Genomic DNA, 25,872 nt, shown 5'->3' on the forward strand with positions numbered 1-25,872 from the left:
GACGAAAGAGATGAAGCGAGAAATGACTGACACCACCCCCACCGCCGCGCTCTCCGCTGCGGGCGTGAGCATCTGGCTCGACGACCTGTCGCGCGAGCTGCTCCAGACCGGACGACTCGACAAGCTCATCGCCGACCGGAACGTCGTCGGTGTGACGACGAACCCGACGATCTTCGCGTCGGCCCTCGCCAAGGGCGAGCGGTACGACGACCAGGTCAAGGAGCTCGCCGCGGCGGGCACCTCGGTCGTCGACGCGATCTTCGAGATCACGACGCGCGACGTCGCCGACGCCAGCGACAAGTTCCGGTCGATCTACGAGTCGTCGAACGGCTTCGACGGCCGCGTGTCGATCGAGGTCGAGCCCGGTTACGCGCACGACGCGGCCGAGACCATCAAGGAGGCGAAGTTCCTGCACGAGAAGGTCGGCAAGGAGAACGTCCTCATCAAGATCCCGGCGACGATCGAGGGCCTCGAGGCCATCACCGAGGTCATCGGTGCCGGCATCAGCGTCAACGTGACCCTCATCTTCAGCCTCGAGCGCTACCGCGCCGTCATCGACGCCTACCTCGGTGGGCTCGAGAAGGCGAAGGCCGCCGGCCACGACCTCTCGAAGATCCACTCGGTGGCGTCCTTCTTCGTGTCGCGCGTCGACACCGAGATCGACAAGCGCCTCGACGCGATCGGCTCCGACGAGGCGAAGGCGCTCAAGAGCAAGGCCGGCATCGCCAACGCGCAGCTCGCGTACCAGGTGTTCGAGCAGGCGTTCGCTTCCGAGCGCGCCAAGGGCCTGCTCGAGGCCGGTGCGAACCCGCAGCGTCCGCTCTGGGCCTCGACCGGTGTCAAGGACCCGTCGCTCCCCGACACGCTCTACGTCGTCGAGCTCGTCGCACCCCAGACCGTCAACACGATGCCGGGCAAGACCCTCGAGGCCACGTTCGACCACGCCGAGGTCCGCGGTGACACCATCACGGGCTCCTACGACGCGGCCAACCAGGTCATGGACCAGCTCGCGGCGGTCGGCATCGACTACGACGACGTCGTGGCGCTCCTCGAGAAGGAGGGCGTGGACAAGTTCGACGTCTCCTGGGGTGAGCTCGTCGACACCGTGAAGACCGCACTCGAAGGGGCGAAGTGACGGTTTCCATCGCCGCTTCGGGCGACGCAGCGACTGCGATCGAGACCGTGGTGTCCCGAGTCGTCACCGATCAGGTGGCCTCGGGCATCACGGTCGAGGTCGGACCGCTGTGTGGCCCGGAGGCCGAGTCCGAGGCGTCACGGCGCCGCGGCTGGGTCGAGGCGGTCTCGGCGTCGCGCCTGCTCGTGGAGCAGGTCGCGGCACTGAGGTCGGAACTGCAGGACGAGGGCGTCGACCACGTCGTCCTCGAGGGCATGAGCGGTTCGTCGCTCGCGCCCGAGATCATCGAACGGACGAACGACATCGAGCTCGTCGTCCTCGACGCCGGCGATCCCGCGCCGGGGCGATCGGCCGTCGGCGCGGCGCTCGAGCACGGATCGTGGCTCGAGCGGACCCCACGAGGGGCTGTCGACCGCGTCTCCACCGCCGACCCCGAGGTGGGCGGGCAGTACGAGGTGGGCGGGCAGTACTCGAGTGCCGTGCTCGCAGGCACCGATCCCCTCCGGGACGCGACCGAGATCGTCCCGGACGGCACCCGGAGCCGGAAGCCCCGGACTTCGTGGAACTGGGCGTCGCGATCCCGGACCGTCCGTCCACCTTCGGTCAGCTCGTCCAGGCCCAGGCAGCCCGTGACGCGAGCGTGCTCGCGGCACGGGGTCGCCCGGTCCTGACGCTGACCGTCTCCGACGTCGAGGTCGCGGCACCCATCATCGCCGCGGCCCTGCGTCCCCAGAACATCGAAGGAGCTCACCGACACATGTCACCGGTGGCCATCACTCCGGAGCACAATCCGCTCCGACTGCCGTCCGACCGACGCCTGAACCGGATCGCGGGCCCCAGCGCCCTCATCATCTTCGGAGTCACGGGGGACCTCTCCCGCAAGAAGCTGATGCCCGCGGTCTACGACCTCGCGAACCGCGGGCTGCTCCCGCCCGGCTTCGCGTTGGTCGGGTTCGCCCGGCGCGACTGGGAGGACCAGGACTTCTCGCAGGTGGTCCACGACGCCGTGCGGGACTACTCGCGGACGCCGTTCGACGAGGCCGTCTGGCACCAGCTCGCGCAGGGCATCCGGTTCGTCCAGGGGTCGTTCGACGACCCGGAGGCGTTCCGACAGCTCAAGGAGACCGTCGACGAACTCGACGCCGAGCGCGGGACCATGGGCAACCACGCGTTCTACCTATCGATCCCGCCCAAGGCGTTCCCGGTGGTCACGGAGCAGCTCAAGCGCTCCGGCCTCACCGAGAAGCCCGACGAGGCCTGGAGCCGGGTGGTCATCGAGAAGCCGTTCGGCTCGGACCTCACGACGGCGCGGGAACTCAACGCGATCGTCGAGACCGTGTTCGCGCCGGACGACGTCTTCCGGATCGACCACTACCTCGGCAAGGAGACCGTCCAGAACATCCTGACGCTCCGCTTCGCCAACCAGATGTACGAGCCGCTGTGGAACGCGAACTACGTGGACCACGTCCAGATCACCATGGCCGAGGACATCGGCGTGGCGGGTCGGGCTGCGTACTACGACGGCATCGGTGCGGCGCGCGACGTCATCCAGAACCACCTGCTGCAGCTCCTCGCGCTCACGGCGATGGAGGAGCCGGTCTCGTTCAAGGCGGGGGATCTCCGCGCCGAGAAGGAGAAGGTCCTGTCCGCGGTGCGGCTGCCGGCCGACCTCGCGACGGCGACCTCGCGCGGCCAGTACGCCGGCGGGTGGCAGGGTGGCGAGAAGGTGCTCGGGTTCCTCGAGGAGGCCGGGATGAACCCGGAATCCACCACTGAGACCTTCGCGGCGATCAAGCTCGGCATCGCGACGCGCCGGTGGGCCGGAGTCCCGTTCTACCTGCGGGCCGGCAAGCGCCTCGGCCGACGCGTGACCGAGATCGCGATCGTGTTCAAGCGGGTGCCGGAGGAGATCTTCGGCATCGGTGAGCGCTCGCCCCTCGGCCAGAACGCACTGGTCATCCGTGTGCAGCCCGACGAGGGTGTGACGCTGCGGTTCGGTTCGAAGGTCCCGGGCGTCGGTACGCACGTGCGCGACGTGACCATGGACTTCGGCTACGGGCACGCGTTCACCGAGGCGAGCCCCGAGGCGTACGAGCGGCTCATCCTCGACGTGCTCCTCGGCGACCCGCCGCTGTTCCCCCGTCACCAGGAGGTCGAGCTCTCCTGGAAGATCCTCGACCCGATCGAGGAGTTCTGGGCGACCCAGGGTCAGCCCGAGCAGTACCGTCCCGGCACGTGGGGTCCGGCGTCCGCCGATGCCCTGCTCGCCCGCGACGGCCGGAGTTGGAGGCGTCCATGAAGATCGATCTGCCGAACACCACGGTTTCGAAGATCCAGAAGTCCCTCATCCGCATCCGTGAGGAGGGCGGCGCGGTCGCACTCGGACGGGTGCTCACGCTCATCGTCGCGACCTCGCTCGGTCACGAGGAAGAAGCGATCGAGGCGGCCAACGAGGCCTCTCGCGAGCACCCGATGCGAGTCGTGATCGTGTCCCGGAACGAGGGTGACCGGAAGTCCCCGGGGCGCCTCGACGCGCAGATCCGAGTCGGAAGCGACGCCGGTGCGAGCGAGGTCATCGTCCTCCGGGCCTACGGCGAGACGGCGTCGGACGAGGAAGGCCTCGTCACGGGGCTCCTGCTGCCCGACGCGCCGGTCGTCGCCTGGTGGCCGGAGCGCGCTCCGGAGACCCCCGCGGACTCCGCACTCGGCCGGATCGCCCAGCGCCGGATCACCGACGCCGCCAACCAGCCGGACCCGCGGGTCGCGATCGAGGCGCTCGGGGCCTCGTACACGCCCGGTGACACCGACTTCGCGTGGACACGCTTGACCCTCTGGCGGAACCAGCTGGCTGCCGTGCTCGACCAGCCACCCTACGAGCCGGTGACCGCCGTGGAGGTCTCGGGTGCCAGCGACTCACCCTCCACCCACCTGCTCGCCGGATGGCTGCAGCTGCAGCTCCAGGTCCCCGTCACCCAGGTGACCTCGCCGCGGGCCACGGGCTCGAGCGGGATCCACGGTGTGACGTTGACGCGCGAGTCGGGGGACATCGTCCTCGAGCGGTCACTCGTCGATGTCGCGACGCTGTCGCAGCCGGGACAGCCGGTCCACGACCTGTCGCTGCCGCGCCGGAGTCTCCGGGACTGTCTCGCGGAGGAACTCCGTAGACTCGATCCCGACGTGCTCTTCGGAGACGTCGTCAAGCACGGAGTCCGCCAGCTCGGCGACACCGTCGCCGGCTGATCGACCGCGTCAGTCGCAATCGAAACGGAGTCACGTGACCAACGAACGACGGGTGCTGGTGCACCCGGACAAGCAGGCCCTCGGCGCGTCGGTCGCCGCTCGCTTCATCACGAAGATCATCGACGTCATCGACGACCAGGGGCAGGCGTCCATCGCCATCTCGGGTGGTTCGGTGTCGACGCTGGTCCTCGCAGCGATCGGGCAGTCTCCCGCCCGCGAGAGCGTGGACTGGGCGAAGGTCCACGTCTGGTGGGTCGACGAGCGATGGGTCCCGAAGGGCGACGCCGACCGGAACGACACCGGCACGGAGTCGGACTTCTTCGCCCACGTGTCCATCCCGGACGACAACATCCACCGGATGCCGTCGAGCGATGAGGGCCTGACGATCGACGAGGCCGCAGCCAAGTACGCCGAGGAGCTGGCCGGTTCGGCATCGTCCGACGCGATGGCGCCGAGCTTCGACATCACCCTCCTCGGTGTCGGGCCCGACGGCCACACGGCGTCGCTGTTCCCGGAGTTCCCGCAGCTGGCCATCACCGACCGCAGCGTCGTTCCCGTCGACGACTCCCCCAAGCCGCCGCCGCAGCGGCTCACCCTCACCTACCCGGTGATCAACGCGTCGCAGCGCGTCTGGGTGGTCTTGTCCGGCGCCGAGAAGGCTTCGGTGCTGGGTCTCGCCCTGGCCGGCGCCTCGGTCGAGGACGTCCCCGTCGGCGGTGTGCAGGGTCGGAAGCGGACCGTGTTCTTCATCGATCAGGACGCCGCGCGCGACGTGCCAGAGAACCTCATCGCGTCGACGTACTGACGTCCGCACAGCGTCGTCCGACGGCCCCGGTGCTCCCTCGAGGAGCACCGGGGCCGTCCTCGTTCCCCGAGCGCCAAGCTCCGCCCGAGGCCGCCGGATGGTCGCCCATGGGCGAGACGGACCCGGCGATCGCCGGGACGACGAAGCCCCGGCCTCCCGCGATGGGAGCCGGGGCTTCGTCGACGGGCGACGCCGCGGGCTATTCCGACTTGAGCGTCCCGCGACGAGCTCGGAGCTGCTGGAGCGCTTCCTCCAGGAGCTGCGCAGCTTCCTCTTCGGTACGACGCTCCTTGACGTACGCGAGGTGCGTCTTGTACGGCTCGGTCTTGGTCACGAGGGGTGGGTTGTCCTTGTCACGCCCGGCCGGGAGACCCGACGACGGTGAGTCGATGACCTCGGGGATCTCCTCGTCCGGCAGACCGGCGGCGAAGTACCGCACGGTCTCGTTGCCGAGCGCGTCCCAGTACGAGATCGCCACTCGGTCCGCCTGGATGCCGCGGTCCTGCTCCCCCATCGGGCCCGCGCCGACGCGTGACCCTCGGATTGCACTGCCTCCGGATGCCATGTATTCAGCTCCCCGCCGTGAACTTGCTGATGAGACCGAGCACGATGATGCAGACGATCCACACCAGCCCGAGGATCACCGTGATCCTGTTGAGGTTCCGCTCTGCGACGCCGGACGCTCCGAGATTGCTCGTCACGCCACCGCCGAACATGTCGGAGAGACCGCCGCCGCGACCGCGGTGCAGGAGGATGAGCAGCGTCAGCAGGAGGCTCGTGATGGCGAGCAGCACCTGGAGGACGACCTGGAGGATGACCACGCGGACCCTTTCGTGTCAGTCAGCTGTACGAGTATAACGGCACGGCCACGCCGAACAGCGCGCCGGACCGGGAACGTGAGGCACGGTACCGGCCGGAGTCGAGCCTCCCGGGCGGTGCCGGGCCGGCTGCCACGGCATGCGGAGGAACGCGTCCGGCACCGAGGTGTGGCCCGAGGCGAGACGTGCGGCCCGAGACGTGCGGCCCGCACCGACGGTGGTCAGAGGCCGACGTGCTGCCGGAAGCGGCAGATGGCCGCGAACTCGGCGACGTCGAGGCTCGCGCCGCCGACGAGGGCGCCGTCGATGTCGGGCTCCCGCATGAACCCCGCGATGTTGCCGGACTTCACGGAACCGCCGTAGAGCACCCGAGTGCTCGCGGCGATGTCGTCGCCCCATGCGGTCGCGATCGCACGACGGAGCGCGGCGCAGTCGTCCTGCGCCTGCTCGGGCGTCGCGGCCTGACCGGACCCGATGGCCCACACGGGCTCGTACGCCACCACGATCTCGGCGGCGGGCACGGCGCGGAGCACCACCTCGAGCTGCTCGACCGGTACCTTGCCGGCACCGTGGGACTCCCGGTCCTCGGCGGTCTCACCCACGCACACGACCGGAACCAGGCCGTGCCGGAGCGCCGCGGCCGTCTTCTCCGCGACGATCTCGTCGGTCTCCCCGTGTTCGGTCCGCCGCTCCGAATGCCCCACGATCACGTACGTCGCGTCGAGGGCGGCGAGGAACGCCCCGCTGACCTCGCCCGTGTGCGCGCCGGACGAGTGCCGTGAAAGGTCCTGTCCGCCGAAGCGGATGCGCAGCTTGTCCGCCGAGACGAGCGTCTGCACGCTCCGCAGGTCCGTGAACGGCGGGAACACCGCGACCTCGACGTCGTCGTGGTCGTGTCGGGCGTCCTTGAGCGTCCAGGCGAGCTTCTGCACCGTGGCGATGGCCTGGAGGTGGTCCAGGTTCATCTTCCAGTTGCCCGCGATGAGCGGCGAGCGGGTCATGCGCTCCACCCGAGGGCTTCGAGGCCGGGCAGGCTCTTCCCCTCGAGGAACTCGAGGCTCGCCCCGCCACCGGTCGAGATGTGACCGAACTGGTCGTCGTCGAAGCCGAGTGAGCGGACCGCGGCCGCGGAGTCACCGCCACCGACGACCCCGAGGCCCTCGACCTCGGTGAGCGCCTGGGCGACCGTCTTGGTCCCAGCGGCGAACGCCGGGAACTCGAACACACCCATCGGGCCGTTCCAGAACACCGTCCGCGAGCCGCGCACCGCGTCCGCGAACCGCGCCGCGGTCTCCGGCCCGATGTCGAGACCGATGCCGTCCGGGCCGAAGCGGGCGGACTCGATCGCGTCCGCCGCGACGACCTCGTGCTCGGCGTCGGCCGCGAATCCGGACGCCACCACGACGTCGGTGGGCAGGTCGATGGTGACGCCGCGCTGCGCTGCCTCGTCGAGGTAGCCCCGCACGGTGTCGAGCTGGTCGCGTTCGAGGAGCGACGACCCGACACCGTGGCCCTGCGCCGCGAGGAACGTGAACAGCATGCCGCCCCCGATGCACAGGGTGTCCACTCGCGGGAGCAGGTGCGCGATCACGCCGAGCTTGTCACTGACCTTCGAGCCGCCGAGCACCACGGTGTAGGGGCGCTCCGGTTCGCTGGTCAGGCGTTCGAGGACACCGAGCTCCTGTTCGATCAGGAGTCCGGCCGCGCTCGGCAACGCTCCCGCCAACTCGTAGACGCTCGCTTGCTTGCGGTGCACGACGCCGAATCCGTCGGAGACGAACGCCTCGCCCATGGCGGCGATGCGGTCCGCGAAGTCGCCGCGCACGCCGGCGTCCTTCGCGGTCTCCTCGCTGTTGAACCGGAGGTTCTCCAGTACCAGGACGTCGCCGTCCTCGAGGGCCCCGGCGGCTGCGGTGGCGGCGTCACCGACGGTCTCGTCGCAGAAGGCGACCGGCTTGCCGAGCAGTTCGGAGAGCCGCTGCGCGACGGGTGCGAGGCTGAACTCGGCCTTGCGTTCGCCGTCGGGCCGCCCGAGGTGCGAGATCACGATGACCCGTGCGCCGACTCCGATGAGTCGATTCAGGGTGCCGAGCGACGCGCGCACGCGGCCGTCGTCCGTGATGGTGCCGTCGGCCAGCGGGACGTTCAGGTCACACCGGACGACGACGCGCTTGCCCGCCAGGTCGCCGAGGTCCTCGAGGGTACGGAGTGCCATGGGTTACAGGCGCTCCCCGACGTACTCCGTCAGGTCGACCAGGCGGTTTGAGTAGCCCCACTCGTTGTCGTACCACGAGGTGATCTTGACCAGGTTGCCCATGACCTTCGTCAGGCCCGAGTCGTAGATCGACGAGTGCGGGTTCGTCGTGATGTCGCTCGACACGAGCGGCTCGTCGCTGTACTCGAGGATGCCCTTGAGCGGCCCCTCCGCGGCGGCCTTGTACGCCGCGTTGATGTCGTCGATCGTCACGTCGGAGGAGGTCTCGAGCGTGAGGTCGGTGATCGACCCGGTCGGCACCGGCACGCGGAGCGCGAATCCGTCCAGCTTGCCCGCGAGCTCCGGGAGCACGAGACCGATGGCCTTGGCGGCGCCGGTCGAGGTCGGCACGATGTTGAGCGCGGCGGCGCGGGCGCGGCGGAGGTCCTTGTGCGGGCCGTCCTGGAGGTTCTGGTCCGCGGTGTAGGCGTGCACCGTCGTCATGAGACCGCGCTCGATGCCGAACGCGTCGTTGAACACCTTGGCGAGCGGCGCGAGGCTGTTCGTCGTGCAGGACGCGTTCGAGATGATGTGGTGCGACGCCGGGTCGTAGGTGCCCTCGTTCACGCCGAGCACGATCGTGACGTCGTCGCCCGTGGCCGGCGCCGAGATGATGACCTTCTTGGCGCCCGCCTCGATGTGCTTCCGCGCGTCCTCGGCCTTCGTGAAGAACCCGGTCGACTCGATGACGATGTCGACACCGAGCTCGCCCCACGGCAGCTTGGCGGGGTCGCGCTCGGCCAGGACCTTGATCGGCTTGCCGTCGACGACGATGCTGTCGCCCTCGAGCCCGACCTCAGCCGGGAGCTTGCCCGTGATCGAGTCGTACTTCAGGAGCTGAGCGAGCGCCTTGTTGTCGGTGAGGTCGTTCACCGCGACGACCTCGAGCTCGCTGCCCTTGGCCAGGGCGGCCCGGAAGAAGTTGCGGCCGATCCGGCCGAAGCCGTTGATGCCGATCTTGACGGTCAATGGAACTCCTGTGTCTGTCGAGCGTGCTTTCGACGCTGGTGTTCGGAGTGCAGGTCGGGGCCTGCGCCTGAGGCTGACGATACGCCCGAGACGTCGTCGGGACGACAGTAGCAGTCGGCACAGACCCCTCGACGCACGCCGTCGAGCGACGTCATGGACGGGCTCGGGAGACGCGTCCGCGGGTCCGTGGCCGAGCGCTCAGGCCTCGTCGAGGTCGTCCGGCAGGTTCGCCTCGGTGCCCGGGACACCCAGGTCGAGCGCCTTCTTGTCGGCCATCGCGAGCAGGCGCCGGATGCGTCCGGCGATGGCGTCCTTCGTCATGGGAGGCTCAGCGTGCTGCCCGAGCTCGTCGAGGCTCGCATCGCGGTGGGTGAGCCGCAGTGCCCCTGCGTACTTCAGGTGGTCCGGGACGTCGTCGCCCAGGATCTCGAGCGCTCGCTCGACCCGGGCGCACGCGGCGACCGCCGCCTGCGCCGAGCGACGGAGGTTCGCGTCGTCGAAGTTCACGAGCCGGTTCGCGGTCGCGCGGACCTCGCGACGCTGACGGAGCTCCTCCCACTCCGCGCTGCACCGCGCTGCGCCCATGACGGTGAGCATCTGGCCGATCGCCTCACCGTCACGGATCACGACGCGGTGGACGCCCCGGACCTCCCGGCCCTTCGCGGCGACACCGAGGCGGGACGCCGCTCCGACGAGCGCCATCGCAGCCTCGTTCCCGGGGCAGGTGACCTCGAGCGCGGCAGCGCGCCCCGGGTCGGTCAGCGTGCCGGTGGCGAGGAAGGCGCCACGCCAGATGGCGGCGAGGTCGTCACGGTTGCCGGTCGTCAGTCGGTTCGGGAGGCCCCGAACCGGGCGACGACGGGCGTCCATGAGACCGGTCTGGCGCGCCAGGGTCTCGCCCGCCTCGAGCACGCGGACCAGGTAGCGGGTCCCGCGCCGCGCGGATGCGGACGAGCCGACGCTCGCCTCGCTCCGCACGCCGTACAACTCAGCGAGGTCCTTCCGCACGCGGTGCACGATGATCCGGGTGTCGAGTTCGACCTCGACCGCGATCCTGCCCGAGATGACGTGCAGGCCACCCGCGAACCGCAGCACCGTCGCGAGTTCCGCGGCGCGGACCGTGTTGCGGTTCACGGCCACGCGGGCCAGTTCGTCCTTGACCTCGGCAGTCAACGGCAATGCATCATTCCTTACGTTCGGGGGCACGCGGGAAGGGAGGGTCGGTCACTCCCTACCGAGGTCGCGGTTCTTGACGCGCACGGCCACGTTCGGCATCCCGCGGATGAGACTCGCCAGCTCGGCGACGATGGCGACGGACCGGTGCTTGCCGCCCGTGCAGCCAATGGCGATCGTAGCGTGTCTCTTGTTCTCTCGCTGGTACCCGGCCAGCACCGGCTCGACCGCCGCCGCGTAGCGGTCGATGAACGGACGTGCTCCGTCCTGGCCCAGGACGTAGTCCGCGACGTCGGCGTCGAGGCCCGTGTGCTCGCGGAGTTCCGGCACCCAGTAGGGGTTCGGGAGGAAGCGGACGTCCGCCACCATGTCCGCATCGGCGGGCAGTCCGTACTTGAACCCGAAACTCATCAGGGTCACCTGCACGCCCACGAACCGGTCCTCGGCGAACTGCTCCGCGACCCGGGCGGCGAGCTGGTGGATGTTGAGGTCCGACGTGTCGATCACGACGTCCGAGGCTTCACGGAGTCCGAGCAGACGCGACCGCTCTCGACCGATGCCGTCGAGGAGCGTGTCCTCGCCCTGCAAGGGGTGGGGCCGCCGCACCTGCTCGAACCGCCGGACGAGGACGGCGTCGGTCGCCTCGAGGAAGAGCACCCGGACCCGTGCGGTGGTGCTGTCCCGGAGTCGTCGGACGGCCCCCTCGGGGTCGGTGAAGAACCTCCCACCGCGGACGTCCACGACGGTCGCGATCTTCGGCAGCGACTCCCCCGCCCGCTCGGCCAGGTCGGTCAACGGACCGAGCATCTGCGTCGGCAGGTTGTCGACGACGTACCAGCCGAGGTCCTCCAGCGCCTTCCCGACGGTGGACCGCCCCGCGCCGGACATGCCGGTCACGATGAGCACGTCGTGCGAGGGACTACTGAGGTCGGTCATTCGTGAGCGCGCTCCGTGGTCACCGTGCGGTGTGGTCGTCATCGGACTGGTCCGCCCAGGCTAGCGGCTCACCGAATGGAGCGCGGGCAGATCCGGCGCTTCGGGCGCTGACCCGGGTTCGGGCGCTTCGGGCGCTGACCCGGGTTCGGGCGCTGACGTCGGTGCCGACGCGTCGAGCTGTCTCCGGACGGCAGCGGCCGTCGCCGGACCGATGCCGGGGACCTCGGCGATCTCCTCCGGTGTCGCATCGCGCAGCCGAGCCACGGACCCGAAGTGCTTGAGGAGACCGTTGACGCGCGTCGGACCGAGGCCGGGGATCTCGGCGAGCCGACTCCGGACATCGCGCTTGCGCCGTGTCCGCTGGTGGGTGATCGCGAACCGGTGCGCCTCGTCACGGATCCGCTGGATCAGGAACAACGCCTCGGAGTTCCGCGGCAGGATCACCGGGAAGTCATCGCCCGGTAACCAGATTTCCTCCAGGCGCTTGGCGATCCCGCACAGCGCGATGTCCGTGACGCCGGCGTCGGCCATCGCCCGGGCAGCGGCCTCGACCTGCGGCTGACCGCCGTCGACGATGAGCAGCTGCGGTCGGTACGCGAACCGCTTGGTGCGTGCGCCCTGCTCGACGACCTCGTCGCTGGTCGGGTCCGCCACGGTCGGGAGGTCGGCGTCCTCGTCAAGCCGCGCGAGGCGTCGTGACAGCACCTGGTACATGCTGTCCGTGTCGTCACGGGACTCGGCGATCGTGTAGCGCCGGTACTGGTCCTTCCGTGGCAGGCCGTCCTCGAAGACGACCATCGACGCGACGATGTTCGTGCCCTGCAGGTGGGAGATGTCGTAGCACTCCATCCGCAGCGGCGCGTCGGTCATCCCGAGGGCGTCCTGGATGTCGGCGAGCGCGGCGGAGCGGGTCGTGTAGTCGGCCGACCGCTTGGTCTTGTACAGCCTCAGGGCCTGGGCCGCGTTGACCGTCGCGGTCTTCGCCAGGCCGGCACGGTCACCACGCTGGGCTGTGCTGAGTCGTACCGCGCGGCCACCACGCTGTTCGGACAGCCAGGTCTCGAGGGCGTCGGCGTCCTCGGGCAGCGCCGGGACGACGACCTCGCGCGGCGGCTCCTCGGCTCCCGCGTACACGCTCTGCACGATCTGCTCGACGAGCTCGCCGGTGCTGATGTCGAGCTCCTTGTCGACCACCCAGCCCCGCACGCCTCGGATCCGGCCACCCCGCACCGTGAACTGCTGGACCGCGGCCGCGAGTTCGTCCTCGGCGACACCGAACAGGTCGAGGTCGACCGAGTCGCGGAGCACGACCGCGCTCTTCTCGAGCACCGCCTCGAGCGCCTCGACCTGGTCGCGGTAGCGGGCCGCTTCCTCGTAGTGCATGGCGTCGGCGGCGGCTGCCATCCGTGCACGACGTTCGCTGATGACCCGCCGGTCGTAGCTGCCCATGAAGCGGACGAACTCCTCGACGATCGCCCGGTGCTCCTCGATCGACACCCGACCGGAGCACGGACCGCCGCACTTGCCGATCTGCCCCGGGAAACAGGGCCGCCCGGTCTGCATCGCGCGCTTGTAGCTCGAGTCCGAACAGGTGCGGATCGGGAACACCTTGATCATCAGGTCGATCGTGTCGTGCACCGCCCAGATCTTCGGGTACGGCCCGAAGTACTTGGCGCCCCGGATCTTCCGGTTCCGCGTGACCATGACCCGAGGGGCTTCGTCCCCGAGGGTGATCGCCATGTACGGGTACGACTTGTCGTCCCGGAACTTGACGTTGAAGGGCGGATCGAACTCCTTGATCCACGTGTACTCGAGCTGGAGGGCCTCGATCTCGCTCCCCACCACGGTCCACTCGACGCTCGCCGCCGTGAGGACCATCCGCCGGGTCCGCTCGTGCAGGGTCGGCAGCGGTGCGAAGTAGTTGCTGAGGCGAGCACGGAGGTTCTTCGCCTTGCCGACGTACAACACGCGCCCGTCGGCGTCACGCCACCGGTACACGCCCGGGTCGGTCGGGATCTCGCTCGCTCTCGGTCGCCACGGGACGGTGTCCGCCACCTACCGGACCTCCGCCGCGACCCGACTGCGTCCGGCCACGTGGTCCGCCGACCGACGGTCGACCGCACGCTGCGCGCCCACTCGGGCGTCCTGGGCATCGAAGATCTCGCGGAGGAACACGCCCGTGTGACTCTCCGGCACGTCCGCGACGTGTTCCGGCGTCCCCGTGGCGAGCACCGTGCCACCACCCGACCCGCCCTCAGGGCCCATGTCGACGATCCAGTCCGCCGACTTGATGACGTCGAGGTTGTGCTCGATCGTGATGACCGTGTTGCCCTTGTCGACGAGCCCCTGCAGCACGAGCAGGAGCTTGCGGACGTCCTCGAAGTGGAGTCCGGTCGTCGGCTCGTCGAGCACGTACACGGTCCGCCCGTTCGAGCGACGCTGCAGTTCGGTCGCGAGCTTGACGCGCTGGGCCTCACCACCGGAGAGCGTCGTGGCACTCTGACCGAGACGCACGTACCCGAGTCCGACGTCGACGAGGGTCTTCATGTAGCGGTGGATCGCCGAGATCGGCTCGAAGAACTCGGCCGCCTCGCTGATCGGCATCTCGAGCACCTCGGAGATGTTCTTGCCCTTGTAGTGGACCTGCAGGGTCTCGCGGTTGTAGCGCGCACCGCCACAGACCTCGCACGTCACGTAGACGTCCGGCAGGAAGTTCATCTCGATCTTGATCGTGCCGTCGCCCGCGCAGTTCTCGCAGCGCCCGCCCTTGACGTTGAAGCTGAAGCGACCGGGCCCGTAGCCGCGGGTCTTGGCCTCTTGCGTCTCGGCGAACAGGTTCCGGATCCGGTCGAACACACCGGTGTACGTCGCGGGGTTCGACCGCGGGGTCCGGCCGATGGGCGCCTGGTCGACGTGCACGACCTTGTCGAGCTGGTCGAGGCCCTTCACGCGGGTGTGCTTGCCCGGGATGTGTCGAGCACCGTTGAGCTGGTTGGCAAGCACCTTGTAGAGGATGTCGTTGACGAGCGTCGACTTGCCGGAACCACTGACCCCGGTGACGGCCGTGAACACCCCGAGGGGGAACTGCACCTCGACGTCCTTCAGGTTGTTCGCCCGCGCCCCCTGGACGGTGATGACGCGCTTCCGGTCGACGCGACGACGCTCTGCAGGGAGCTCGATGGCACGACGCCCCGCGAGGTAGTCCCCGGTCGTCGAACCGCGGTTGTCGAGCAGCTCCTGGTACGGCCCCGAGTGCACGATCCGACCGCCGTTCACGCCCGCACCCGGGCCGACGTCGACGATCCAGTCGGCCGTCCGGATCGTGTCCTCGTCGTGCTCCACGACGATCAGCGTGTTCCCGAGGTCGCGCAGCTTGACCAGGGTGTCGATGAGACGCCGGTTGTCCCGCTGGTGCAGGCCGATGCTCGGCTCGTCGAGCACGTACAGCACGCCGGTCAGGCCCGAGCCGATCTGCGTCGCCAAGCGGATCCGCTGGGCCTCCCCGCCGGAGAGCGACCCTGCACCACGAGACAGGGTCAGGTACGACAGCCCCACCTCGAGCAGGAACTCGAGGCGCGCGCGGATCTCGCGCAGCACGGCGGCCGCGATGTGGGCCTCCCGAGGGGTGAGGGCGAGCGACTCCATGAAGGCGTGGGAGTCCTCCAGGCTGAGGTCGCAGACGTCGGCGATGCTCCGGTCCGCGACCGTCACGGCGAGCACCTCGGGCTTGAGGCGCGTGCCGTCGCAGACGGGACACGAGACCTCGCGGAGGTACCCCTGGAACCGCTGGCGCTGCGCGTCGGTCTCGGCCTCGCCGTACTTGCGCTCGATGTAGGGCATCACGCCCTCGAAACCACTGGTGTAGCGCATCTCACGGCCGAACCGGTTGCGCCAGGACACCGACACCTCGAAGTCCTTGCCCGTCAGGATGGCTGCCTGGACGGTGGGGTCGAGCTGGTTCCACGGGGTGTCGAGCCGGAACCCGAGCTCCTTGCCGAGTCCCTGCAGGAGCTTCTCGAAGTAGCTGTAGAGGCCGCCCGTCCCCGTCCACGGCAGGACGACGCCGTCGGCGAGGCTCGCCTCGGGGTCGCCGAGCACGAGGTCCGGATCGACCGACATCCGTGTACCGAGGCCGGAGCACTCGGGGCATGCTCCGAACGGCGCGTTGAACGAGAACGTCCGGGGCTCGATCTCGGTGAGGGCGAGCGGGTGGTTGTTCGGGCACGAGAGGTTCTCGGAGTAGGTCCGAACCGCACCGGGGCCCTCGTGGTCGACGAGGTCGATCGAGACGGTGCCGCCGGTGAGCCGGAGTGCGGTCTCGAGGGAGTCGGTCAGGCGCCCGAGGACGTCGTCCGACGCGACGAGGCGGTCGACGATGACCGCGATGTCGTGCTTGACCTGCTTCTTCAACGTGGGCGGTGTGCTCAGTTGCACGCGCTCGCCGTCGACGATGGCCCGCGCGTACCCGGAGGCCGCGAGTTCCTGGAAGAGGTCGACGAACTCGCCCTTCTTCTTCGACACGATGGGTGCCAGCACCTGGAACCGCGTACCGGTCTCGAGCGTCATCAACTGGTCGGCGATCTGCTGCACCGACTGCTTGCTGATCACCTCGCCACACACCGGGCAGTGCGGAATGCCGATGCGCGCCCACAGCAGCCGCATGTAGTCGTAGACCTCGGTGATCGTCCCGACCGTCGAGCGCGGGTTGCGGTTCGTCGACTTCTGGTCGATCGACACGGCGGGGCTGAGTCCCTCGATGAAATCCACGTCGGGACGATCCACCTGCCCGAGGAACTGGCGCGCGTACGCCGACAGCGACTCGACGTACCGACGCTGCCCCTCGGCGAAGATCGTGTCGAACGCGAGCGAGGACTTGCCCGAGCCGGACAGACCCGTGAACACGACGAGGGAGTCCCGCGGGATCTCGAGGTCGACGTCCCGCAGGTTGTGCACGCGCGCACCCCGGACGCTGAGCGTCGAGGTCGAGGTCCCGGAGATGCTGGCGCCGGGGACGTGCGGCTCGCCGGGCTGCCCGAAGGCCGCCAGATCGGAGGAAGGAGTACCGCGGTCGGAGGTGATGGTCATCACCTCGATTCTACGAAGCCCGTCTGACATCCGGCCCGCCCCGCGCGTCCCACGGGGTTCGCCCCTCGCGGACAGCGGCGGCCGGCCCGGCACACGTCCGGGGTCAGACCGACGTGACGGCGGGCTCGCGACCCACGACCGCCGCCGAGGCCTCCCAGAGGCGCGCCGCCGCGGTGCGATCGTGGGCATGGGGTTCCGCGGGGACGACGGTCGCCCCTCCGCGCAACTGGAACCATCCGTCCGGGCCCCAGTACGCGCCGGATCGGACGTCATCGCCCACCGCGGCGTGCACGAGCGGTACGGCCCCTGCGTCCTTGCCCTGCGCGACCAGACGGCCCCCGACGCGGAGCCACGGTGCTCCGGGTCCGGACGGCACGACCCCCGGACGCGACGGCGACAGCGAGTCGAGCGCGAGACCCGGGTGCGCCACGACGCTCCGCACGGAGGAGCCGCTGTCCGCGAGACGCTGGGCGAGCTCGAACCCGAACAGCATCACGGCGAGCTTGCTCCGCGCGTACTGGAGGTAGTTCACGTAGGGATCCGCCCGGAAGGGGTCCCGCCCGTCGAGCCGGACCCAGCGGTGGCTGATGCTCCCGACGTGCACCACGCGACCCGCCGTCCGCTCGAGCAGCGGCAGCACCTGCGCCGTCAAGGCGAAGTGCCCGAGGTGGTTCGTCCCGATCTGCAGCTCGATCCCCTGGGCGGTGCGACGTTCCCGGCGCGACCCCACGACCCCCGCGTTGTTCACGAGGGCGTCGACCGGTCCGAGACCGGCGATGGCGTCGGCCGCCTCCGTGACGCTCCTGAGGTCGGCCAGGTCGACGAGGACCTGCGCGATCGATGCGTCCGGTGCCGCGCGACGGATCGCCTGCTCGGCTCGCGCAGCGCGCTCCCGGTCGCGGCACGCGAGCACGACGCGGTGCCCCGCCACGGCGAGCTGCTCGGCCGTGAAGTACCCGAGGCCCGCACTCGCCCCCGTCACGACGACGGTGCGCCGGACCGCCGGATCACCGGACATGTCCGGCGGCCTCCATCTGTCGCAGGGCCTTCTTCAGGTCCTGGACCTCGTCACGGAGCCGCGCTGCCAGCTCGAACTTCAGCTCGCCGGCCGCCTGCAGCATCTGCTCGTTGAGGTCCGCGATCGTCGACTCCAGTTGGCTCGCACCCTCCGCCGCGAGGCCTTCGCGGCGGAGGTTCGGCGTGGGCGAGCGACGGGCGTCGCCGGCCCCGCGGCGCTCCAGGAGCTCGCGGGTGTCGGCGCCCTCGCGCGCGAGGACCTCGGTGATGTCCGCGATCTTCTTGCGGAGCGGCTGCGGGTCGATCCCACGCTCGGTGTTGTAGGCGATCTGCTTCTCGCGACGCCGCTCGGTCTCGTCGAGCGCCTGCCGCATCGAGTCCGTGATCTTGTCGGCGTACATGTGGACCTCACCGCTGACGTTGCGGGCGGCACGACCGATCGTCTGGATGAGCGAGGTGGACGACCGGAGGAAGCCCTCTTTGTCGGCGTCGAGGATCGCGACGAGCGACACCTCGGGCAGGTCGAGCCCCTCGCGCAGCAAGTTGATGCCGACGAGCACGTCGTACACGCCCTGCCGCAGTTCGGTCAGCAGCTCGACACGCTTCAGCGTGTCGACGTCCGAGTGCAGGTAGCGGACACGCACGCCCGCGTTCCCGAGGAAGTCCGTGAGCTCCTCGGCCATGCGCTTGGTCAGGGTGGTCACGAGGACGCGTTCGTCCCGGTCCACACGGATGCGGATCTCCTCGAGCAGGTCGTCGATCTGCCCCTCGCTCGGTTTGATCACGATCTGCGGGTCGACGAGCCCCGTCGGCCGGATGATCTGCTCCACCACGCTGTCGGTCACACCCAGCTCGTAGCGGCCGGGCGTCGCCGACAGGTAGACCTTCTGACCGACGCGGTCGAGGAACTCCTCCCACGTCAGCGGGCGGTTGTCCATCGCGCTCGGCAGCCGGAACCCGTGCTCCACGAGCGTGCGCTTGCGTGACGCGTCGCCTTCGTACATGGCGCCGATCTGCGGCACGGTGACGTGCGACTCGTCGATGACGACGAGGAAGTCGTCCGGGAAGTAGTCGATCAGGCAGTGGGGCGCCTCGCCGGGGGCGCGGCCGTCGATGTGACGCGAGTAGTTCTCGATGCCGCTGCAGAACCCGATCTGCTCCATCATCTCGATGTCGAACGTCGTGCGCATGCGCAGCCGCTGGGCCTCGAGCAGCTTGCCCTGCTGCTCGAGTTCGGCCAGGCGCTCTGCCAGTTCCTCCTTGATGGTGCCGATCGCGCGGTGCATCACGTCGGTGGCGGCGACGTAGTGCGAGCCGGGGAACACGGTCACCGCGGGCAGCTCCTTCACGACATTGCCCGTGAGCGGGTGCAGCGCCGTCAGGGCCTCGATCTCGTCGCCGAACATCTCGATGCGGATCGCGAGTTCCTCGTACACGGGGATGATCTCGATCGTGTCGCCACGCACGCGGAACGTGCCCCGGGCGAAGTCGACATCGTTGCGCTGGTACTGCATGGCCACGAAGCGGCGCACGAGCGTGTCCCGCGAGATCTGCTGTCCCACCTGCAGCGCGAGGGACGCGTTCATGTACTGCTCCGGCGTACCGAGGCCGTAGATGCAGGACACCGTCGAGACGACCACGGTGTCCCTGCGGCTCAGCAGGGAGTTCGTCGTCGAGTGCCGGAGCCGCTCGACCTCGGCGTTGATCGACGAGTCCTTCTCGATGAAGGTGTCGGTCTGCGGGACGTACGCCTCGGGCTGGTAGTAGTCGTAGTACGAGACGAAGTACTCGACCGCGTTGTTCGGGAGCAGACCGCGGAACTCGTTGGCGAGCTGCGCGGCGAGCGTCTTGTTGTGGGCGAGCACCAGGGTCGGCCGTTGCACCTGCTCGATGAGCCACGCGGTGGTCGCCGACTTGCCCGTCCCCGTGGCGCCGAGCAGGACCACGTCCGTCTCGCCCGCGTTGATCCGCCCCGCGAGTTCCGCGATGGCGGCCGGCTGGTCACCGCTGGGCTCGTACTCGGAGATGACCTCGAACCGACGGAGGGCTCGGGTGGGTTCGATCATCGTGGTCATGCCGTCGATGCTAAGCGCGACGACCGACAGCGGCCCGACTGGTTCGCGGCAGGCTGATCGCTCGCGCGTATCCTGGGGTGATCACGCTCCAAGATGGCTGATAGGGACCGGCGATACCGTGATCGACCGTGGGGAGGCGCTCAGGTCGTCGGCTCCACCGCTCCCCCGCTCACTCCGAAGAACAGGACCCGCGATGACCACCGCAGCGAAACCGGCCGCGGCCCCCGTACCCGTCAAGGCGAGCCCCTTCCGCGGACGCCTCCGCGGACGGGTCCTGCTCCTGCTCTGCGTCATGTACGCGATCTCGTACGTCGACCGGACGAACATCTCGACCGCCCTCCCCGAGATGGCGAAGGACCTGGACCTGTCGACGACGGCGCAGGGTGCGATCGTGTCCGCGTTCGCGCTCCCCTACGCCTTCGTCCAGATGGGCGGCGGCTGGCTCGGCGAGAAGATCGGTCCGCGCCGCTCGCTCCTCGCCATCGGTGTCCTCTGGGGCGTCGCGACGATCTGGACGGGCCTCGCGGGCGGCGTCCTCAGTCTCTTCCTCGCTCGCGCACTCCTCGGCCTCACCGAGGGATCCGCGTTCCCCACCGCGACGCAGGCGATGAGCCGGTGGATCCCCCGGGACCGCAACGGGTTCGCCCAGGGGATCGTGCACTCCGCCTCACGGCTCGGCAACGCCCTCGCCCCACTCCTCGTCGCGGCGATCATCGCCGCCGCCGGCTGGCGCGAGTCCTTCATCTACGTCGGCCTGCTCAGCGCCATCTGGGCGGGATTCTGGTGGTTCCTCTTCCGCGATCGTCCGGAGACCGCACCCGGCATCTCGCAGCGGGAGCTGGACGAACTCCCGCCCGCCCAGGTCCGCGCCACGCGTCCGCCGGTCCCGTGGCGCCAGCTCATCAAGCAGATCCTGCCGGTCTCGTTCGTCGACTTCGGCTACGGCTGGACGCTCTGGGTGTTCCTCACCTGGATCCCGTCGTTCCTCGCCGACTCCTACCACCTCCCGCTCACGACGTACGCCGGCTACACGTCGGTGATCCTCCTCGCCGGCGTCATCGGCGACACCGTCGGTGGCATCGTCTCGGACCGACTCATCCGTCGTGCCGGCGACGCGCGCAAGGCCCGTCGCACGGTCCTCCTGATCGGGCTCGTGGGTTCCGCGGTGTGCCTGCTCCCGCTGCTGTTCTCACACCACCTCTGGCTCGCGTCCGCCTCGCTCATGCTCTCGTTCTTCTTCCTCGAGCTGACGAACGCGAACCTGTGGGCGATCCCGATGGACGTCGCCCCCCAGTGGTCGGGCACCGCGAGCGGCATGATGAACACCGGCTACGGCTTCGCCGGCGTGTTCTCCCCCATCGTGTTCGGGTGGCTCGTCGGGGTGTCCGGGTGGCAGTGGCCGTTCGCCCTGTCCGTCGCACTCCTCCTCGGCGCCGCGATCGTCGCCTGGTTCATGAACCCGAGGCGCCTGACGGTCACCGACGGCGTGCTCGAGATCGGCGTCCCGGCGGCGGAACGCAGCGCCTGAGACCACGACGGACGGGCCGTCCCACCTGGGTGGGACGGCCCGTTCGCGGATCACCGCTCGGCGTGCGACCCGCCGACGTCGTCGGTCTCGCCGACGAGCGCGTCGTCCGGTTCGACTGCCTCGCTCGAGGGCTCGCGTTCCGCGTCGCGGACGGCACGAGCCGTCGTCGTGGTCGTACCGCCAGCGGACGCGAGCCGCTCTCGTCCGCGGCGCCGGGCCTCCCGGGCGCCCCGGGACCCGAGCGACGGACGCCCGGTGAGCGGGATGCTGAGCGGCGTCCAGCGGAACAGTTCGGTGATCGCGACGGCGAGCACGATGACGAGCACGTACGTGACCGGCGTGAGCCACGGCTGCGCGACATGCCGCTCCAGCCAGCTGTCGCCGTAGAGCAGCAGGAAGATCACGAACGGGTGGCTCAGGAAGATGCCGAACGACCGGTCGGACCCGTAGTCGATGACGCGCGCCAGGAGGGTCGAGGGGTCGCGTCGGTCGGCCCACGCCGCGCCGAGCGCGAGGAAGCCCATCCCGATCGCGGCGCTCCAGACGACCTCGATCGGCTGCAGCGGGGTGCCGGCCGCGTACAGGGACTGGCCGAGGAGCACCTGCCCCGCCCACACGGCGAGGGTGAGCACGCCGACCCCGGTGACCCCCCAGCCGATGAGTCGCCGACGCACCCGGATCCAGGTGAGGAACGCCTCCGCGTGGTCCGCGGCGACGGCACCCGAGACGATGAAGAAGACGTACATGAAGAAGAACTGCTTGCTGTACCCGTGCATCCAGTCGAACGAGTGCGGCCAGTACTTGTACGCGCCGTAGACGACCAGGTTGACCACGAGCGCGACGACCGTCAGCAGCACGTGGTGACGGCGCGTGCGTCGGACCAGCCACATGATCGCCGGGAGCAGCAGGTACACCTGCATGGTCACGAGCAGGAAGTACAGGTGGTACATCGCCGTGCCGGTCACGATCCCGTGCGCGAGGTCCGTCACCAGGAGCGGGACGTCCCCGCGCTCGGTCGCGCTGAGGAGCCACGCCGACCCGACGTACACGAGGGACCACGCCAGGTACGGCACACCGACGAGCAGGAACCGCTTCGGCCAGAACTGCGACATCGGCTTGGGTCGCAGTGTGTAGCTGTAGACGAGGACGAACGCCGTCAGCGAGAAGAACACGAGGCGGGTGAAGTGCAACAGCGCGAGCAGGGCGTAATAGAAGTGGTTGTCCGACGCGGTCGTGTGGCTCGTCGTGTGGACGCCGATCACACACGCGAAGGTCAGGATCCGCAGGACGTCGACCTCGTACAGGTGACGCGGGCGGCCGTTCTGCCGTGTCGGTGTGGTGACGTTCGTGTCGGTGGCGGCGGGGGCGGATTGCACCGCTCAAGGCTACGGCGTGATCCGATGAAGGTCCCGCAGGCGGTGACTACTCCACCGAGGCCATCGCCCGCACGCGCGCGCGCTGCACCTTGCCGGTCGGCGCCCGGGGCAGGTCCGGGACGACGATGATCTCGACCGGCCGGCGGAACCGGGTCAGCTGCGCCGCGCAGCGGGCGGTCAGGTCGGCAACGAGCGACGCGGCCGCCGTGTCCTCGCTCGGTTGCGGGATGACGTAGGCGACCGGAACGTGCCCGAGGATCGGGTCGGGGCGCCCGACGACCACGGCCTCGAGCACGCGCGCGTCGCCGAGCAGGACGTCCTCGACCTCGGACGGGTAGACCTTCTCGCCTCCGCGGTTGATGACGTCGTCCGATCGACCGGCGAGCGACACCCACCCGTCTGCGGAGATCGAGCCGAGGTCGCCGGTGGACAACCAGCCCTCGGCGTCGAACCGCTCGGAGGCCCGGCCGAACAGGTACCGGCTCACGACCCCGGGTCCGCGGATCCACAGCGCACCGACCTCGCCGGCCGGGAGGAGCGCGCCGTCCTCTCCACGGACCTGGACCTCGGAGCCGACGGGGACGCCGACGGAACCGGGTCGGGGCGCTGAACCGAGGGGGGTCGCGGTGATCTGGCTGGCACCCTCGGTCATCCCCCAGCTGACGACGAGCGGCGTCGCACCGAGGGCCGCTCGGACCGGGTCGGGAAGTGGGGCGGAGGCGCTCCGGACGAACCGGAGACCCGCGGGGAGGTCGAGCGGCCCCGTCTTCGCGAGGACGGCGAGGACCGCCGGCACGGCGTTGAGCCAGGTGATGCGACGCTCGGCCAGGAGCTCCCAGAAGCCGGTGCGCCGGAACCGCTTGTCGAGCACGAGCGTCGAACCGGCCACCATGGTGGCGAGCAGCCCGACGACCTCGGCGTTGACGTGGAACAGCGGGAGCGAGTTGAAGCCCCGGTCCTCCCGGGTGAGCTCGTTGTGGTCGGCGACCGCTCGTGCCACGAACACGAGCTGGGGTTCGGGCAGTTCGACGCCCTTCGGCGTGCCCGTCGAACCGGACGTGAACAGCACGACGGACCCGGTGTCGAGCGCGTCGGGAGCGCTCGACGGGACGGTGCCGGCCACGACGTCGGTCGGGTGACCGGTGGCGGGGTCGATGTGCGCTGCCGCGGTCCCGGCGATCGTGGCATCGTCTGCACGGTCGGAGACGACGAGGGAGGCGCCATGGAGCAGGTCCGCGAGGCGCAGGGGCTCGGAGGTCGGCTGCCCGGTGTCCACCGGGACCGCACGACGGCCGGAGGACAGCGCTGCGAGGTGCACGACCGCGAACGACAGCGGGTCCCCGAGATCCACGAGGACCGCGCCGGAGGGGGCGATCCCGAGGTCGTCGAACACCGAGGTCCAGGCCTGGACCGCTTCGGCGAAGGCCCGGTACGTCAGCACCCGGTCGGACCGGGCGTCCTCCAGGTAGTGGTGGTCCGGGTCGTCGGTTCCCCGACGTCGGATCAGGGCGGCGAGGGTGTCCACTGACCTGCCCCCGGAGCCTTCCGGATGCCGGTCTCCGCTGACGTCGTCCACTCCACGTTGCACTCGCCCATGGTATTGCGGCTCCCTATGAACGTGCAGAGGCGCTGGATCCTCACCCCTGCGAGGGCGTCGGTGCCGCGGAGCGCGTGGGGTTCGGCTCGTGGGTCTGCGGGAGCGGGACCCGCGTCAGCATCCAGTGCCACAGCGGGAGCATGCGCGGGGTCCCGTTCGCCTGGAGCGGAGTGGCGTCGTCGATGATGAGCGAGTGCGCCTGGTCGGGGTCACCGACGTCCAACCGGGTGAGGATCGCGTGCGGGTCGCCGGATGGAGGCCGCGTCGTCGTGACCGACGGGCCGTGCGGACCGTCGAGACCGAGCACGCGCCACGAGCCGCGGATGCGCGGCCCGAACACGTCACGCACGTCGTCGATCGCGTACTCGCGGGTGATCGGCGTGACACCCGGGCGGTCCATCCACGCCGCGTGCGCCGCCCCGTCGGACTCGACGGGCGACGAGAACATGAGCGCACCGAGCACCGGTCGGATGTGCGCGATGAAGGCCGCCTCGCCGCCGCCCTGGGAGTGGCCGGCCACCACGATGTGATCCCAGGCGATGTGACCCGAACCGTCCACGAAGCGGTTCCATCCGCCCGCGGGGTCCGCGCTCGACAGGTGCGCCACGGCGTCCCGGAGGCGAGCGGTGATCGACCCGGCAGGTCCGACGTCGCTGAACTGGGAGGCATCGGTGCCGTCGAACCGGTTCCGCTGGACCTGCGTGTAGCAGCGGGGGTTGTTCTCGCACGTCCCGGACAGCGTCGTCCCGAGGTTCCAGTAGTCGAGGCCGAGCACGTTGTACCCGGCCTGGGACGCGACCGACAGGAACGTCCGGTAGTCCGCGGGGCGCGCCCGCGTGGCGGGCAGGAACAGCAGCAGGGGGCCGTCGCCGACCGATCGGGACGCGAAGTCCGTCGCGTTCGGCGTGAGGCGCTGCCCGTCGACGGCACCGATCCGGAACCGACGGAAGTCTTGCGTCTCCGCGGGCGGGCCGACGTGGCCGAGCGACCCCGACGGGCCCCGGGGAGCCTCGGCGGTGGCCTGCTGGTGCTCGGAGGCCGTGTCGACCACGACCACGACCGCGACCACGACGGTGACGGCGAGTACGACCACGAGCAGGGCATGGAGGGCGTGACGCGCGGCCGAGGACACGTGCGGGGACGTTACCGGACGTCGCCGCGCGCAGGCTGCTTGCTCCCTGACGGGTCAGAAGAACTACTCAGGTTGAGACGCGACGATGCGGTCCCACACCTCGTCCGCAGAGCGGATCGTGTCGGCTGGCGAACCGGTCGCGTCGACGACCAGGTCCGCGAGCGCGAGCCGCTCCTCGTCGCTCGCCTGTGCCGCGACCCGACGTTCCGCGTCCCCGCGCTCCATGCCACGGTGGCGCACCAGGCGCTCGATCCGGTCCGGAGCGGGCGCGTGCACGACGACCACGGTGTCGAAGCGGAGCGGCCGTCCCTCCTGGGCCTCGGCCAGCAGCGGCACGTCGTAGACCACCACGGCGTCGGGATCGGCCCGCTCGGCCTCGGCGAAGCGCTCCTTCGCGATGCGCCACACCTCGGGGTGGGTGATCGCGTTGAGGGCGGCGCGCGCCTCCGCGTCGCGGAAGACGACCGCGCCGAGGGCTGGGCGATCGAGGGACCCGTCCGGCGCGATCACCGACGGACCGAACCGCTCACGGATCGCCGCGAGCCCCGGGCTCCCGGGCGCGACCGCCTCGCGCGCCAGGAGGTCGGCGTCCACGACCACCGCACCGCGCTCCGCCCAGCGCGCGGACACCGTCGACTTGCCCGCCGCGATGCCACCCGTCAGTCCGATGATCCGCACGTCCACCACCTTAACGGGCGAGAGCCCGGCACCCTCGTGGGTACCGGGCTCTCG

21 protein-coding genes are annotated in these 25,872 nt (G+C 69.9%); 6 read left to right on the forward strand and 15 right to left on the reverse strand.

What is annotated here, in order from left to right; translation table 11 throughout:
- Nucleotides 1-22: 22 nt before the first annotated feature.
- The 5 genes from tal to pgl all read left to right on the forward strand — a co-directional run bounded on the left by tal (nucleotide 23) and on the right by pgl (nucleotide 5,180).
- The gene (gene tal, locus DEI81_RS03430) at nucleotides 23-1,135 is read left to right on the forward strand and encodes a transaldolase (RefSeq protein WP_111009113.1); all 1,113 of its coding nucleotides are present in this window, start codon (nucleotides 23-25) and stop codon (nucleotides 1,133-1,135) included.
- Nucleotides 1,132-1,806, forward strand: a complete 675-nt coding sequence (locus DEI81_RS15940; protein ID WP_146244006.1) for a hypothetical protein — start codon at nucleotides 1,132-1,134, stop codon at nucleotides 1,804-1,806. Before tal ends, DEI81_RS15940 begins: the two co-directional genes overlap by 4 nt.
- 86 nt (nucleotides 1,807-1,892) lie before the next feature.
- Nucleotides 1,893-3,434, forward strand: a complete 1,542-nt coding sequence (gene zwf, locus DEI81_RS03440) for a glucose-6-phosphate dehydrogenase (protein ID WP_111009347.1) — start codon at nucleotides 1,893-1,895, stop codon at nucleotides 3,432-3,434.
- Complete coding sequence (locus tag DEI81_RS03445) at nucleotides 3,431-4,375, forward strand: glucose-6-phosphate dehydrogenase assembly protein OpcA (protein ID WP_111009115.1); 945 nt, start codon at nucleotides 3,431-3,433, stop codon at nucleotides 4,373-4,375. The genes zwf and DEI81_RS03445 overlap by 4 nt, the downstream gene beginning before the upstream one ends.
- Nucleotides 4,376-4,409: 34 nt before the next feature.
- Complete coding sequence (gene pgl, locus DEI81_RS03450; protein WP_111009116.1) at nucleotides 4,410-5,180, forward strand: 6-phosphogluconolactonase; 771 nt, start codon at nucleotides 4,410-4,412, stop codon at nucleotides 5,178-5,180.
- Nucleotides 5,181-5,379: 199 nt separating this feature from the next.
- Here the strand turns inward: pgl and DEI81_RS03455 are convergent, their stop codons facing one another.
- The 11 genes from DEI81_RS03455 to uvrB all read right to left on the reverse strand — a co-directional run bounded on the left by DEI81_RS03455 (nucleotide 5,380) and on the right by uvrB (nucleotide 19,507).
- The gene (locus DEI81_RS03455; RefSeq protein WP_111009117.1) at nucleotides 5,380-5,745 is read right to left on the reverse strand and encodes an RNA polymerase-binding protein RbpA; all 366 of its coding nucleotides are present in this window, start codon (nucleotides 5,743-5,745) and stop codon (nucleotides 5,380-5,382) included.
- A 4-nt stretch (nucleotides 5,746-5,749) separates the two neighbouring features.
- The gene (secG, locus tag DEI81_RS03460) at nucleotides 5,750-6,001 is read right to left on the reverse strand and encodes a preprotein translocase subunit SecG (protein ID WP_111009118.1); all 252 of its coding nucleotides are present in this window, start codon (nucleotides 5,999-6,001) and stop codon (nucleotides 5,750-5,752) included.
- A gap of 218 nt (nucleotides 6,002-6,219) precedes the next feature.
- Complete coding sequence (tpiA, locus tag DEI81_RS03465; RefSeq protein WP_111009348.1) at nucleotides 6,220-6,999, reverse strand: triose-phosphate isomerase; 780 nt, start codon at nucleotides 6,997-6,999, stop codon at nucleotides 6,220-6,222.
- Nucleotides 6,996-8,213 carry a phosphoglycerate kinase gene (locus DEI81_RS03470; protein ID WP_111009119.1) on the reverse strand — a complete coding sequence of 406 codons (1,218 nt, stop codon included), beginning with the start codon at nucleotides 8,211-8,213 and terminating at the stop codon, nucleotides 6,996-6,998. The genes tpiA and DEI81_RS03470 overlap by 4 nt, the downstream gene beginning before the upstream one ends.
- Nucleotides 8,214-8,216: 3 nt before the next feature.
- Nucleotides 8,217-9,221, reverse strand: coding sequence for a type I glyceraldehyde-3-phosphate dehydrogenase (gene gap / locus DEI81_RS03475; RefSeq protein WP_111009120.1), 1,005 nt, complete (start codon nucleotides 9,219-9,221; stop codon nucleotides 8,217-8,219).
- A 198-nt stretch (nucleotides 9,222-9,419) separates the two neighbouring features.
- Nucleotides 9,420-10,400, reverse strand: a complete 981-nt coding sequence (gene whiA, locus DEI81_RS03480; RefSeq protein WP_111009121.1) for a DNA-binding protein WhiA — start codon at nucleotides 10,398-10,400, stop codon at nucleotides 9,420-9,422.
- Between the two features lie 45 nt (nucleotides 10,401-10,445).
- Nucleotides 10,446-11,330, reverse strand: a complete 885-nt coding sequence (gene rapZ / locus DEI81_RS03485; RefSeq protein ID WP_111009122.1) for an RNase adapter RapZ — start codon at nucleotides 11,328-11,330, stop codon at nucleotides 10,446-10,448.
- Between the two features lie 60 nt (nucleotides 11,331-11,390).
- Nucleotides 11,391-13,385 carry an excinuclease ABC subunit UvrC gene (gene uvrC, locus DEI81_RS03490; RefSeq protein WP_111009123.1) on the reverse strand — a complete coding sequence of 665 codons (1,995 nt, stop codon included), beginning with the start codon at nucleotides 13,383-13,385 and terminating at the stop codon, nucleotides 11,391-11,393.
- Entirely contained in the window at nucleotides 13,386-16,415 is a 3,030-nt protein-coding gene (gene uvrA / locus DEI81_RS03495; protein ID WP_258368471.1) for an excinuclease ABC subunit UvrA, read from the reverse strand.
- A 103-nt stretch (nucleotides 16,416-16,518) separates the two neighbouring features.
- Nucleotides 16,519-17,433: an SDR family NAD(P)-dependent oxidoreductase gene (locus DEI81_RS03500; protein ID WP_111009124.1), complete on the reverse strand. Its 915-nt coding sequence runs from the start codon at nucleotides 17,431-17,433 to the stop codon at nucleotides 16,519-16,521.
- Nucleotides 17,423-19,507, reverse strand: a complete 2,085-nt coding sequence (gene uvrB / locus DEI81_RS03505) for an excinuclease ABC subunit UvrB (protein WP_181434794.1) — start codon at nucleotides 19,505-19,507, stop codon at nucleotides 17,423-17,425. Before uvrB ends, DEI81_RS03500 begins: the two co-directional genes overlap by 11 nt.
- Nucleotides 19,508-19,700: 193 nt before the next feature.
- Between uvrB and DEI81_RS03510 the strand changes: the two genes are divergently transcribed.
- A complete protein-coding gene (locus DEI81_RS03510) occupies nucleotides 19,701-21,035 on the forward strand; it encodes an MFS transporter (RefSeq protein WP_111009125.1) in 1,335 nt (444 codons plus the stop codon).
- Nucleotides 21,036-21,085: 50 nt separating this feature from the next.
- Here DEI81_RS03510 and DEI81_RS03515 read toward each other — a convergent pair whose 3' ends face one another.
- From DEI81_RS03515 to coaE, 4 genes are all read right to left on the reverse strand, one after another.
- A complete protein-coding gene (locus tag DEI81_RS03515; protein ID WP_111009126.1) occupies nucleotides 21,086-22,411 on the reverse strand; it encodes an acyltransferase in 1,326 nt (441 codons plus the stop codon).
- Between the two features lie 46 nt (nucleotides 22,412-22,457).
- On the reverse strand, nucleotides 22,458-23,936 hold the full coding sequence (locus DEI81_RS03520; protein WP_146244007.1) for a class I adenylate-forming enzyme family protein: 1,479 nt from the start codon (nucleotides 23,934-23,936) through the stop codon (nucleotides 22,458-22,460).
- Between the two features lie 112 nt (nucleotides 23,937-24,048).
- On the reverse strand, nucleotides 24,049-25,140 hold the full coding sequence (locus DEI81_RS03525; protein WP_111009128.1) for a hypothetical protein: 1,092 nt from the start codon (nucleotides 25,138-25,140) through the stop codon (nucleotides 24,049-24,051).
- A 63-nt stretch (nucleotides 25,141-25,203) separates the two neighbouring features.
- Nucleotides 25,204-25,818, reverse strand: a complete 615-nt coding sequence (coaE, locus tag DEI81_RS03530) for a dephospho-CoA kinase (RefSeq protein WP_111009351.1) — start codon at nucleotides 25,816-25,818, stop codon at nucleotides 25,204-25,206.
- Nucleotides 25,819-25,872: the final 54 nt, after the last annotated feature.

The sequence above is a fragment of the Curtobacterium sp. MCBD17_013 genome (assembly GCF_003234565.1).
Lineage (GTDB): Bacteria > Actinomycetota > Actinomycetes > Actinomycetales > Microbacteriaceae > Curtobacterium.